Annotated in this window: 12 protein-coding genes; all 12 read right to left on the reverse strand. The window is 69.1% G+C overall.

Annotated features, from left to right (window positions below; translation table 11 throughout):
- Window positions 1–1,297: MCP four helix bundle domain-containing protein (locus ACTJI2_RS18760; RefSeq protein WP_440842982.1), on the reverse strand; the 1,297-nt coding region annotated here is incomplete at its 3' end.
- Between the two features lie 208 nt (window positions 1,298–1,505).
- Complete coding sequence (locus ACTJI2_RS18765) at window positions 1,506–2,729, reverse strand: OprO/OprP family phosphate-selective porin (protein WP_440842983.1); 1,224 nt, start codon at window positions 2,727–2,729, stop codon at window positions 1,506–1,508.
- Between the two features lie 92 nt (window positions 2,730–2,821).
- Window positions 2,822–4,795: a chemotaxis protein CheA gene (locus ACTJI2_RS18770; protein ID WP_440842984.1), complete on the reverse strand. Its 1,974-nt coding sequence runs from the start codon at window positions 4,793–4,795 to the stop codon at window positions 2,822–2,824.
- Window positions 4,796–4,853: 58 nt separating this feature from the next.
- On the reverse strand, window positions 4,854–5,219 hold the full coding sequence (locus ACTJI2_RS18775; protein WP_183636985.1) for a response regulator: 366 nt from the start codon (window positions 5,217–5,219) through the stop codon (window positions 4,854–4,856).
- Complete coding sequence (locus tag ACTJI2_RS18780) at window positions 5,216–5,527, reverse strand: STAS domain-containing protein (protein ID WP_183636982.1); 312 nt, start codon at window positions 5,525–5,527, stop codon at window positions 5,216–5,218. Before ACTJI2_RS18780 ends, ACTJI2_RS18775 begins: the two co-directional genes overlap by 4 nt.
- Before the next feature lie 310 nt (window positions 5,528–5,837).
- On the reverse strand, window positions 5,838–7,115 hold the full coding sequence (locus ACTJI2_RS18785; protein WP_440842985.1) for a chemotaxis protein CheW: 1,278 nt from the start codon (window positions 7,113–7,115) through the stop codon (window positions 5,838–5,840).
- On the reverse strand, window positions 7,112–7,894 hold the full coding sequence (locus tag ACTJI2_RS18790; protein ID WP_440842986.1) for a ParA family protein: 783 nt from the start codon (window positions 7,892–7,894) through the stop codon (window positions 7,112–7,114). The genes ACTJI2_RS18785 and ACTJI2_RS18790 overlap by 4 nt, the downstream gene beginning before the upstream one ends.
- On the reverse strand, window positions 7,894–8,862 hold the full coding sequence (gene motD / locus ACTJI2_RS18795) for a flagellar motor protein MotD (protein WP_440842987.1): 969 nt from the start codon (window positions 8,860–8,862) through the stop codon (window positions 7,894–7,896). Before motD ends, ACTJI2_RS18790 begins: the two co-directional genes overlap by 1 nt.
- A gap of 12 nt (window positions 8,863–8,874) precedes the next feature.
- A complete protein-coding gene (locus tag ACTJI2_RS18800; protein ID WP_183636974.1) occupies window positions 8,875–9,615 on the reverse strand; it encodes a flagellar motor protein in 741 nt (246 codons plus the stop codon).
- Between the two features lie 346 nt (window positions 9,616–9,961).
- A complete protein-coding gene (locus tag ACTJI2_RS18805) occupies window positions 9,962–11,803 on the reverse strand; it encodes a chemotaxis protein CheA (RefSeq protein ID WP_440842988.1) in 1,842 nt (613 codons plus the stop codon).
- A 39-nt stretch (window positions 11,804–11,842) separates the two neighbouring features.
- Window positions 11,843–12,457 (reverse strand): protein phosphatase CheZ, encoded by a 615-nt coding sequence (locus ACTJI2_RS18810; protein WP_440842989.1) that lies wholly within the window; start codon window positions 12,455–12,457, stop codon window positions 11,843–11,845.
- On the reverse strand, window positions 12,457–12,837 hold the full coding sequence (gene cheY, locus ACTJI2_RS18815; RefSeq protein WP_141452861.1) for a chemotaxis response regulator CheY: 381 nt from the start codon (window positions 12,835–12,837) through the stop codon (window positions 12,457–12,459). The genes ACTJI2_RS18810 and cheY overlap by 1 nt, the downstream gene beginning before the upstream one ends.
- Between the last annotated feature and the right edge of the window lie 76 nt (window positions 12,838–12,913).

Consider the following 12,913-nt stretch of genomic DNA (forward strand, 5'->3'; position numbering starts at 1 on the left):
GCATGCGGGCGAACACGCCGTGGAAATCGCCGTCCATGCGGGCGGTCAAATCGCCGCGGGCGATGGCCTGGAGCAGTTGCGACAACTGGCCCAGGTTGGTGTCGCTGACCGCCATCATTGCGTTCAGGCCGTCGATCATCACCCGGAAATCATGTTCGAAGCGCTGTGCGTCGCCGCGCTGGCTGAAATCACCCACGGACGCGGCGGCCGCCAGGCGCTTGATCTCGCCATTGATGGCCGCCAGGCTGGCCTTGGCGCGATCCATCGACTCGTGCAGCATCGCCCGCTGGCCGGGCAGGCGGCGCGCGTCCTGCGAGAGATCGCCCATCGCGTAGCGGTTGAGGATGGCGATGGCGTCGACGATGGCGTCCAGATGTTCGAACATCATCGTGTTGATGCCGCGCGCCAGGTCGCCGTACACGCCGGGGAAATCCTCCGACACGCGCTGGGAGATGTTCTCGCCGGCGTGCATGTGGACCATGTGCTGGGTCTCGTCGGAAAACCGACGCAGCATCTTCATCATCTCGTCGGTGGAGGCGAGCATCTGGCCCAACTCGTCGCGGTGGCCGCGTTCGACCTTGATCGACAGATCGCCACGCGACACCGCGTTCACCGCGCGCACGACCTGGGCCAGCGGGCCGGTGATCGAGCGCGTGATGGCGATGGCCAGGAACACCGCCAGCAGCACCGCCACGCCCAGGCCGACGCACATCGCCAGCACGGTGCGCGAGTAGGCGCGCTCGGAAGCGGCGACCTCCGCCGCCAGATTGTCCACGTTGTACTGCGACAGTGCCTTGAGCTGGTTGAACAGTTCGCGGCGCAGGAAGCGCGATTCGTTGGTGGAGATGGCTTTCGCGGCCTCGAAATCATCGGCCGCCACCGCCGCCGAGATGCGGTCGTGCGCCTCGAAGTAGGCGGCGCGCGCCTTCTTCACCTTTTCGTAAATCGCCTTTTCCTTCGCGCTTGATTCGGTGGGGATGGCGTTGTACGCCGCTTCCTCGGCGTCGATCAGCTTGCGGGTATCGACCAGCTTCTTCTCGTAGTCGGCGATTTCCTCCGGCTGGCCCTGCTTGGTCAGCTGCGACTGCTCGTAGGTGCGGTACTCGCCGAGCTGGGCGCGCATTTCGCCCAGGTGCTGGACAGCGGGCATCCAGTTCTCGTTGACGGCGAGCATCTGCGCGTTGGCCACCGACAGCCGCCACAGCGACAGGGCGCCCAGCAGGACGGTGAGGATGACGGTGACGGTGAAGGCCACCGCCAGCTTGCGGGCGATCGGCAGGTTGCGGAACCAGTTCATTGCTTGCTTCTCTCTCCAGGAGGAACGGCGCGCGGAGCCTCCCCGTGTGGCCGCGTGCGTCGGTGACGGAATGTCATGCCGCTACTAGCGGCGGCACCGCCTGGAACTTGACGGTGCGTTGGTCGTAAGGGCGCGCCCGACGTCGAAACGTAATCCGGCGCCGCGTCCACGCGTGGCGCGGACGCGGGGCTTGGCCGGGCAGGTTGAATCAGAAATAGAACTGCGCGCGCAGTTGCAGGAGGCGTGGATCCGCCCGCCGTCCCGCCCGCTGGGCATCCACCCGGGTCAGGTTGGCCTGCAGGCGGAAGTAGCGGTTGAGATAGGCGTTCACGCCCAGCGTCCAGTTGTTCTCGCGGCCACCACGGATGCCGTCGTTGTCCAGGTCGATGCGGCTGTGGCGCAGCAGCAGTTCCCACGCGCCGTAGGCATGCGCGGGCACCGGGTTGGCGACGTTGCCGGCGTTGTAGACGCGCGATTCGCCGGTGAGCAGCCAGCTGCCGGCGACATACCAGCCATCGGCGGAGTAACCGCGCAGGCCGGCGTCGCGGGTGGTCCGCTGGCGCAGGTACTCGCCCTGCAGGGACCAGGGGCCTTCGATCCACAGCGCTTCCACGCCTTCGCGGCGGATGCGGTCCACCCGGCTCAGGCTGCCCGAATCGACCAGCCGCGTGTCGGTGAGCGCGGTTTCCGGGCGCGCGCGCCAGCGCACGCCGGGCAGCACGGTCTGGCCGCGTCCATTCACTTCGCTGTGCGGATGTTCCTCGGACGCCGACAGCCCCAGGTGCAGCACGTGCCCGGCCTGCTTGCGCGGGGTCCACGCGGCGCGCGCGGCGAGGGTCGTGCCGCGGTTGTTGCCCTGCAGATCGTTGCCGAAGAAGTAGCCCAGGTTCCACAGATGGGCGGGGCGCTCGAATGCCCATTCCACGCCGACACGCCGGCTTTCGTAGAACGCCTGGGTCGGCAGCGAGTTCTCCAGGAAGCTGCCGGCGCGGGTGGAGGTATAGCCCTCGGAACCCACCGGCAACTTGAACTGGCCGATGCGCAGCTTGCCGGCGTCGTGGCCGAGCAGCGCCCTGGTTTCCACCCGCAACGCCACGTCCATCCAGGTGTCGGCATGGAAGTCGTAGCTGGCGGTGACGTCGTAGACGCCCTTGCGCTTGAGGGTGAAGCCGAACTCCTTGCGGCGGAAGTCCTCGTCGTCCTCCAGCGCGGTGGCGGCGGTGCCGTAACCCTCGCCGTCGAAGCGGACCAGATCGTAGGCGTAGTTGCCGGTGGCGGCCAGCTCGGTGCCGTTGGCGAACACGATGCGCGGCGGCCACGGCTTGAGCTGCGTGCCGGTGGCGTCGCCTTCGGCGGCGGAGGCGTACGGGGCGGAGAGGGCCAGCAGCGGAATCAGGGCGAGGGAATGGCGGGAAACGACAGCGGATTTCATGATGGAAGGATCTGGCAAGCGCACGCCCTGCGCGGCCACCCGGAGGCGGCCACGCGTGCAGGCGGCGGTGAAGAGGAGAGGTGGCGGGGCGATCAGGCGGCTTGCGGCATGCGCAGCGAGCGCACCAGTCCACCCACGTCGACGATGAGGGCGACGCGGCCGTCGCCCAGGATGGTGGCGCCGGAAATCCCGTCCACGCGCCGGTAATTGTTTTCCAGGTTCTTGACCACGACCTGTTGCTGGCCGAGCAGCTCGTCCACTTCCAGTGCCAGCTTCTGGCCGTCGCCCTCGACCACCACCACCAACGGCTGGGCGACGCGCGCATGGCCGTAGCGGTAGAACTCGTTGAGCGACAACAGTGGCAGGTATTCGCCGCGCACGCGCAGCACGCGGCCTTCGCCGGCCAGCGTGCGCACGTCCTCGGCCTGCGGTTGCAGCGCTTCCAGCACGTAGCCCAGCGGCAGGATCAGGGTTTCCTCGCCCACCGCGACGGTCATGCCGTCAAGGATGGCGAGGGTCAGCGGCAGCCGGATCACCACGCGGGTGCCGTGGCCGGCGCTGCTTTCCAGCTGCACTTCGCCGCCCAACGCCTGGATGTTCCGGCGCACCACGTCCATGCCGACGCCGCGGCCGGACAGATCGGTGACCGCGTCGGCGGTGGAGAAGCCGGGTTGGAAGATCAGATCCCAGACCTGCGCGTCGGAAGGATTCTCCGGCACGTGCAGGCCACGCTCGGCGGCCTTGGCCAGGATCCGCTCGCGGTTGAGGCCGCGGCCATCGTCGCTGACCTCGATGACGATGTGGCCGCCCTGATGCGAAGCGGCCAGGGTGATGGTGCCGGTTTCGTCCTTGCCCGCGTCGCGGCGGGTGTCGGGCATTTCCAGGCCGTGATCGATCGCGTTGCGCACCAGGTGCACCAGCGGATCGGCGATGCGTTCGATCAGGCCCTTGTCCAGTTCGGTGCCCTCGCCAATCGTGCGCAGGCGGACCTGCTTGCCCAGGCGCGAGGACAGGTCGCGGACCAGGCGCGGGAAGCGGCGGAACACCGCGTCCACCGGCAGCATGCGCACGCCGATCACCGCTTCCTGCAGATCGCGGGTGTTGCGTTCCAGCAGGTCCAGGCCGGCGAACAGGCGTTCGCACTGGCCGGGATCCAGCAGGCCGGACACCTGCTTGAGCATCGCCTGGGTGATCACCAGTTCGCCGACCAGGTTGATCAGGCCGTCGATCTTGTCGACGCTGACGCGGATTGAACTCTCGGCGGTGTCGTTGCCGGCCGGCGCGGGCGCGGCGGCGCCGGCGTTGCCGGCAGCGGCGAGGGTGATGGCCTCGACCGGAGCAGACGGCGCGGCGATCGCGGCGGGGATCGGCTGGATATCCAGTTCGCAGTCATCGACGACCCAGGCGAAGGCTTCCTCGACGGCGGTGCGCGGCACCGGCCCGAGCAGGCCGAGATCCCAGGCCAGATAGGCTTCCAGCGGATCCATCTGCTCGAAGCCGGGCAGGCGATCGATCCGGCAGGCGACTTCCAGCGGCGCCAGATGCTCCAGTTCGCGCAGGATCCGCAGCGGATCGTTGCCGGTCATGAACAGCGAGGGCGCCGGGGTGAAACCGATGCGCCAGCCTTCCGGCGCGGCGTCCTTCGCCGCCGGCGCGGCGCCGGCGGCGGGCGCGGCGTCGCCGGACAGCACCGCGGTCAGGCGCGCGTGCACGTCCTTGACCCCCGCCGGATCCGCGGGATGGCCGTGCTCGGCTTCGGCCAGCAGGCTGCGCAGCACGTCCACCGACGCCAGCATCGCGTCGATCGCCGGGGTGGCGACGTCGCGCTTGCCGGCGCGCAGTTCGTCCAGCAGCGTTTCCAGCACGTGGGTCAGGCCGGCGACCGCGTCGAAGCCGAAGGTGGCCGCGCCGCCCTTGATGGAATGCGCGGCGCGGAAAATCGAGTTGATCAGCTCGCCGTCGCGGTTGCCCTGTTCCAGTTGCAGCAGGCCCGCTTCCATCGCTTCCAGCCCTTCGCGGCTTTCCTCGAAGAAGGTGGCGTGGAAGCGTTGCATGTCCATGTTCATCGGTGCGGAACCCGGGCGGCGTCAGGAAAGGGCGGAAGTCGTCGAAAGCGGGCGCGGATCAGCCCAGGACTTTCTGGATGGTGGCGACCAGTTGTTCCGGATTGAACGGCTTGACCAGCCAGCCGGTCGCGCCGGCGGCCTTGCCCTCGGCCTTCTTGTCGGCGGCCGATTCGGTGGTGAGCATCAGCAGCGGGGTGAACTTGTAGTCGGGCAGTCCGCGCAGGGCGCGGATCAGCGCGATGCCGTCCATGTTCGGCATGTTGACGTCGGTGACCACCGCATTGAAGCGCTGTCCCTGCGCGCGGCCCAGGGCCACCTGGCCGTCCTCGGCCTCGTCCACGGCGTATCCGGCGGAAGTCAGGGCGAAGGCGACCATCTGGCGCATCGAGGCCGAATCGTCCACCACCAAAATACGTGCGCTCATGCGGCGTTCTCCACAGTTTTAGAATCGTTGTTGTCGGAAGGGGAAAGACCCAGCCGATCGGCCAGGCCCAGCAGGCGGGCGGCGTCGCGGAAGGCGGGACTGCTGCCGGCGAAGGCGGTGGCGCGGCCGGCCTGTTCGCGTTCGCGGAAGAAGGTGCACAGCACCTGCAGGCTGGCGGTGTGCACGCGTTGCACGGTCCCGGCATCCAGCAGCAAGGGCTGCGGCTGGGCCAGGTGCGGCACCAGTTGCTGCTTCAGATCGCTGGCGGCCTCGATGCCGAGGTCCGCGCCCAGGGGTACTGCGCTCATCATCGCTCCGATGGGTCGGTTCCTGCGTGGTATCGGCCGGACCGGGCAGGTCTTGAGCCGGCGCGTGGAAAAGTGGGAAGTGCGTCGCGACTTGGGATGTACCGCGGGAACGAGCATGGATAGCCCCCTTTGGAAAAGGGGGCGGGCGCGTAGCGGTCGACGGGGGATTTGCTTGGCGCCAAGAGCAAATCCCCCTCGGTCCCCCTTTTTCAAAGGGGGAGGAAAAGCTTGGCTTTCCCAATCCCCAATCCCCAATCCCGAATCCCGGCTTTCAACGGCCGCATGGCCGGTCATCCCGAATCCCGGCCCCTCAGCCCAACAACTCCGAAGCATCCAGCAAAATCACCGTACGCCCGGAGAGCCGGGCGACGCCGCGAAACAACGGATGGGTGATGCGGCACATGCGGGTGTTGTCCGGCGGTTCGATCTGCTGCTCGGTGAGGCGGGTGACGTCCTCCACCGCCGAGACGCGCAGGCCGAGGATTTCGCCGTTTTCCTCCAGCACCACGATGCGTACCTGGCTGTCGGGGACGATTTCGGCGCGTCCCAGGTACAGGCCCAGGTCGATCACCGGCACGACCTGGCCGCGCAGGTTCATCACGCCCAGCATGTGCGCGGCCGCGCCGCGCAGTGGCAGCAGGGTGGCCGGCAGGACGACTTCCTGCACCTTCAGCAGTTCCAGTGCGTAGTGCTGGTCGTCGCAGCGCATCCGCAGCCAGCGGGTGGTGCGGTCGCTGGCGCGCCGGCGCTCGCCGTGCGGCGAACTGGCCGGGGCGTTGTCCTCGTCGTCGCGTTGTCTCTGCAGCATGTCGAACACCGGCTTGGCGTAGGCGGGGATGGCGGGCGACGAAGATGCGGGACGCGCGGGAGGCGGTGGCGCCGGTCGGGACGGAACGGTGGCCGGCGCGGGTGCCGCGGCGACGGACATTGGCGCGGGCGGAGTCGGCTCGGCCTGCGCCGTCGCGGCACCGGCGGGCGCCTGTGCGCCGGGCGCCGCGCCGCCGTGCAACTGGTCCAGCAGCGCCTCGAATTCGTCGTCGGTGATCAGATCCGCCGCGGCCATCGGCGCCATCGCGGGTGGTGCTGCCGCCGGTGCGCTGTCCACGGACGGGGTTTCGAGCGGTTCGGATTCGATGGAGACAGGTTCGATGGCCGCGATTTCGACAGGCATGGTTTCGACAGCCACGGTTTCGACGGTCATGGGCGCGCGCTCGGTGGCAGTCGCCGGTGCACTCATCGCCGGCGCGGCTTCGACCTGCTGGAGCGCGAGGATGGCATCGGGATCGTCGGCCACCGCGATGCCGCGGGTGGTCGCCAGCAAGCGTTCCAGGACTTCCTCGTGCATCGGATCGAATGCCTCGGCGTCATCGTGCGGCACGCCGGCCGTCGAAAGCTCCGCCACGACGGCGGGCAGGGCAGCAGGCAGGTTCGGCGACGCGATGTCCGCCTGCGCGGGCGCCGGAGCATTCACCACCGCCAGGAACGGCTGCGGCGGAGCCGGCGCGGCGACGGCCGGGGCGATCGCGGGCGCGACGTCGCCGCCCAGCAGATCCCTCAGATAGTCGTCCAGCGCCGGTTGCGCGTTCACGCGGCCTGCTCCATCTGCACGCGATCGCAGCCCAGCAACCATTCGAGCGCGCGGCGGTACGCGGACAGGCCGCGGCCCGGGTACTGGCCGGCCGACAGCGGCTTGACAAGTTCGTCGACGCTGCAGATGCGGGTGTCGTTGGGAATGGCGTCGTCCCACACGCGATCGCCGTGGGTCTCCTGCATCTGCCGCAGGGTGTCGTTGCCGGTGCGGGTGCGCTTGTCGTGCAGGGTGGGCAGGACCGAGGCCGGCAGCGGACGGCGGCGCGAGCGTTCGATCATGTCCACGGTCCGGCACATGCCGTTGAGGCCATGCAGCGCCAGCGGTTCGGTCTGGGTCGGGATGATCACGCGATCGGCGGCGGCCAGCGCGTTGACCATCAGCAGGCCGAGCGTGGGCGGGCAGTCGAACAGCACGTAGTCGTAGTCCTGGCCGCCGCGCGCCAGCGCGTTGGCCAGCGCCATGCCCAGTCCGGGCTGGGTGGCGCTGCGACGTTCCAGCGTGGCCAGCGCGGTCTGCGCGGCGACGAAGGACAGATTGTCGATGCCGGTCTCGCGAACCAGCGGGCCCAGTTCCGCGGTCGGCTGGTCGAACAGATCCAGCACGCCGGACGGCGCCGGCTCGGCGGGCAGGCCGAAGGCGCGGGTCAGCGAGGAGTGCGGATCCAGATCCATCAGCAGGACGCGCTGGCCGCGCATCGCCAGGCCACGGCCCAGCGCCAGGGTGGTGGTGGTCTTGCCCACGCCGCCCTTCTGGTTGGCGATTGCCCACACGCGCATCAGTTGGATCCTCCTTCAAGGGTGGGCGCCATCGCGTCGGCGTCGGCGGCCGTCGCGGGCGTCAATGTTTCGGCCTGCGCCGGCGCGATCGCCGGCAGCGGGGGTGCGGCGGCGATCGCCGGCAGCGATCCGCCCGGCGCGTGTTCGCCCTCGCTGGCCAGGATCACCAGCAACACCCGGCGGTTGCTGTTGCGGCCTTCCACGGTGGCGTTGTCGCCGATCGGACGGAACTCGCCGTAGCCGATCATCGCCAGTCGTTCCGGCGGAATGCCGTCGCGCACGAACAGGTGCACCACGCTGGCCGCGCGCGCCGCCGACAGTTCCCAGTTGGACGGGAACTGGTAGGTCCGGATCGGACGGTCGTCGGTGTAGCCTTCCACGCGCACGCCGTTGGGCACGCCGGCCAGCACGTCGGCCAGGCTGGACACGGTGCTCTGCGCGGCCGGCTCCAGGGCGGCCGAGCCGGTGGCGAACAGGATGTCGCTGTTGATCTGCACTTCCAGCCAGAGTTCGGCGCGGCGCACCACCACCAGCTTCTGGTCGACCAGCGGCGCCAGCGCCTTCTCTATGTTGTCGGCGATGGCGTCGAGTTGCTGGTGGGCGTTCTGCATGCCCTTGGCGTCCACGCTCATGTTCATCTGCGAGGCCATCGCCGCCAGCAGGGTCACGTTGGGTGCCGGCGAGGGGGCGGAGGGGCCCTGCTTGGCGCCGGACTTGATCGGCGAGGGGCGATCGAAATCGGCGCCCTGCAGCTGGTGATTGCCGACCTGGACCGGATTGATCGTGCGCGGCGCGCCGCCGAACGCGGCGGTGAGCGCGTCGGCCATCACCCGGTACTTGCCCTCGTTGAGGGTGGAGATGGCGTACATGACCACGAAGAAGGCCAGCAGCAACGTCATCAGATCGGCATAGGGAATGGCCCAGGCCTCGTGGTTGACGTGTTCCTCGTGGGATTTCCGGCGTGCCATGCGGGTGCCCGATCAGTGCAGGAAGCCGGCCAGCTTGGATTCGATGTTGCGCGGGTTCTCGCCCTGGGCAATCGCGATCAGGCCTTCGATGATCATCTCGCGCTCGCGGCTCTGCCCGCCGATCACGCTCTTGAGCTTGCTGGCGACCGGCAGGAAGAACAGGTTGGCCGAGGCGATGCCGTAGATGGTCGCGGTGAACGCGGCGGCGATGCCGTGGCCCAGCTTGCTCGGATCGGCCAGGTTCTTCATCACCGCGATCAGGCCGAACACCGCGCCGATGATGCCCAGCGTCGGCGCATACACGCCCATCGCCTCGAACACCTTGGCCGCGGCCAGATCCTGGTGCTCCTGGCTGTTGAGGTCGATTTCCAGCATGTGCCGGATGGCCTCCGGCTCCAGCCCGTCGACCAGCATCTGCAGGCCTTTCTTCAGGAACGGATCGCTCTGTTCGTTGACCAGCGGCTCCAGCCCCAGCAGGCCCTGCTTGCGGGCGATGTTGCTCCACTCGACGATCTGCGCGACCAGCCCGTCGTGATCGGCGCCCGGCGGGCGGATCACCCAGCGCGCAATCGACACCGCGCGCTTGAACACCGCCGGCGGCGTATGCACCAGGATGGCCGCGACGGTGCCGAGGATGACGATGACGAAGGCCGCCGAGGACCACAGCGACGACACGCCGGCACCCTTGAGGATGCTGCCGCCGACCAGGGCGACCAGGGCGAGGATGAGACCGATGAGGCTGAAGATGTCCATATGCAGTGGTATCGGCGCTGGCGGTCCGGACTTGAGTTGGCGGGTTGGGGACGGGCGCGCTAGCGGGGTCTGTTCGGCTTTCGGTTGGGGGGCGGAAGGGCTCGCGGCCGGAGGCCGCTCCTACCGGTTTGTTTCAGGTTTGCCGCAATGNAGGAGCGGCCTCCGGCCGCGAGCTCCCGCCAGCGCAACGAATCCGCGAGTCCGTGACCGGTCTGTTCCTTCGGGGCGGCATTCGTGTGTGTAAAAAAGCAGCGAAGCGTGTTCCCCTTTACGGGGGGCGTGTTGCCCCCATCCGCCCTTCGGCACCTTCCCCCGCGAGCGGGGGAAGGGAGCGGGTGGCGCGGATTCATGCGGCCGCTTCGCGCAGGCCGTCGACGTCCAGGATCAGCGCCATGCGGCCGTCGCCGATCAGGGTCGCGCCGGCATAGCCGCGCAGGCCGCGCACCGCGCGCGGCAGCGGCTTGATCACCACTTCCTCGCGCCCGCGCACCTGGTCCACGACCAGGCCGAAGCGCTGGTCGCCCATCTGCAGCACCACGATGGTCAGCAGCGGTGCCTTGACCGCCTCCACGCCCAGCCAGCGCCGCAGATCCACCAGCGGCAGGGTGGTGGACTGTCGATCCAGCACGGCCTGGCCGTCGAACCAGCGCAGGCTGGAGGCCGGCGCGTGCAGCACTTCCATCACCCGCGCCAGCGGCAGCGCGTAGACCGGATCACCGGCCTGCACCAGCAGGGTCGGCAGGATCGCCAGGGTCAGCGGCACCCGGATCAGGAAGCGGCTGCCACGGCCGAGCTGCGAATGGATCTGGATCTGTCCACTGAGTTCGCGGATGCGCGACTGCACCACGTCCATGCCGACGCCGCGGCCGGAGATGTCGGTGATCTCGGTCTTGGTCGAGAAGCCCGGCAGGAAGATCAGCTGCAGGCATTCGTCGTGCGACAGGCGGGCGGCGGCTTCCGGTTCGATCAGGCCCTTTTCCAGCGCCTTGTCGCGCAGCCGCTCCGGATCGATGCCGGCGCCGTCGTCGCGGATCTCGATGGTGACGTAGTCGCCTTCCTGCTGCGCCGCCAGCCGTACCTGGCCGCTGCGCGGCTTGCCGGTGGCCTCGCGCAGATCGGGCAGCTCGATGCCGTGGTCGATGGCGTTGCGGACCAGGTGCACGAGCGGATCGGACAAGGCCTCGACGAGGTTGCGATCCAGCTCGGTATCGGCGCCGATCAGCTCCAGATCGACTTCCTTCCTGAGCGAGCGGGCGACGTCGCGGGCGACCTTGGGGAAGCGCGAGAACACCTTGCCCACCGGCTGCATGCGGGTGCGCATGACCGCGTTCTGCAGGCGCGCGGTGGCGATGTCCAGGCCGCTGACCGCGCGATCCAGTTCCTCGTCGCGCAGGCGCGCGCGCAGGGTCTTCAGGCGATTGCGAGACAGCACCAGTTCGCCGACCAGATTGACGATCGCGTCCAGTCGCTTGGTGTCCACGCGGATGGTCTGCTCGGCCTCGCCGGCGCGCGCCGGACGGGCCGGTGAGGCCGGGGCGGGCGCGGCCGGGCGTACCGGCGCGGACTGGGGCGCGGCGGCGGGCGCAGGGCGGGCGATCGTGGCGCCGGGCACGGCGCCGCCGTGCAGTTGATCCAGCAGGGCCTCGAATTCGTCCTCGCTGATCAGATCCCCGCCCACGGGGAGGGCGGGGGTGGTCGGCGGGGCGCCGCCATGCAGTTGATCGAGCAGGGCCTCGAACTCGTCGTCGGTGATCAGATCACTCCCGCCGGCGGCGGGCGCGGCCACCGGCGCGCGGACCGGCGCGGGCGCGGCATCGACGTCGAACTGGGCGATCAGCGCGGCCGGCGCGTGCGGCGGCTCCTCGCCGGCAGCGACCGCGTCGAGCATGCGCTGCAGCCAGTCCAGCGACTGCTGGGCGGCGTCGAAATGATCCGCTTCCAGGGTCGCCTTGCCGGCGCGGACCATGCCCAGCGCTTCCTCGGCGGCGTGGCACAGGTTCACCATCGCCTGGATGCCGAGGAAACCGGCGCCGCCCTTGAGCGTATGGAAACCGCGGAACACGGCGTTGAGCTGTTCGCTGTCGCCGGGATCCTGTTCCAGCGTCACCAGTTGCTCGCCGAGGCGATCCAGGATTTCCTGGGCCTCGATGAGGAAGTCGGCGGCGATTTCGGGCGTGACGGCGGACATGGTTCGGCTCGGTATCGGCGGGGATGCGTGGGCGGACGGCTAGAGCCCGAGCCCCGACAGCAGATCGTCGGCGTCGTCCTGCGAGAACGCCGCCTTGTCCAGACCCGCCACCGCGGGACCGGCCAGGCCGTCGTCCTTCTTCCTTTCCGGCGGCGGCAGACCGAGTTCACCGAAGCCTTCGTGCACGCGGCGGACGATGCCGGCGACGCGGCGGATGATCTGCCCGGTGAGATCCTGGTAGCTCTGCGCCAGCGCCATTTCCGACAGGCCGGAACGGATCTGGTCCACCAGCCGGGTCTGTTCGGCGCTGAGCGCGGTCGTCTTGAGCTGGTCGGCCAGGCCGCGGCACTGCTCGGCCAGATCCAGGGTCTTGTGGCTGGCCTGTTCGGTCATCGCGACCACGTGATCCAGGCGCGCGCAGGCGTCGTCGAGATCGCCGGCACCGTGGGTCGGCGGCAGCTCGCCCAGCGTCTGCGCCAGTTCGCGGGCCAGCCGGCCCAGTCCCTGCATCATCGGCTGCGTGCGCCAGGCGGCGATGGTGTCCAGCTCGCGCCGCCAGCCGGCCTCGTCGCCCTGTTCCAGCGCGTCCAGCGCGTGCTGCAGGCGCTCGACCAGTGCGGCGCGGGCGCTGCCGGCTTCCATGACCGCAGCCATCAGGCGGCGGCCCCGAGGCGCTCGAAAATCTTGCCGAGTTTCTCTTCCAGGGTCTGCGCGGTGAACGGCTTGATGATGTAGCCGTTCACGCCGTTCTGGGCGGCTTCGATGATCTGCTCGCGCTTGGCCTCGGCGGTGACCATCAGCACCGGCAGGGTCTTGAAGCGGTCGTCGGCGCGGATGGCCTTGAGCAGTTCGATGCCGGTCATGCCCGGCATGTTCCAGTCGGTCACCACGAAGTCGAAACTGCCCTGGGCCAGCGCGGTCAGCGCGCTGGAGCCGTCGTCGGCCTCGGCGGTATTGGTGTAGCCCAGATCGTTGAGGAGGTTCTTGATGATGCGGCGCATCGTCGAGAAGTCGTCCACGATCAGGATCCGCATGTTCTTGTTGGCTGTCACGAAGGGCTCCGGGTGCAGCAGGGTAGAGGGGGCTCGAGAGCCTTATCGGCAGGTGGCG

It is taken from the genome of Pseudoxanthomonas sp. 22568, assembly GCF_052044485.1.
Classification (GTDB): Bacteria; Pseudomonadota; Gammaproteobacteria; order Xanthomonadales; family Xanthomonadaceae; genus Pseudoxanthomonas_A; species Pseudoxanthomonas_A beigongshangi.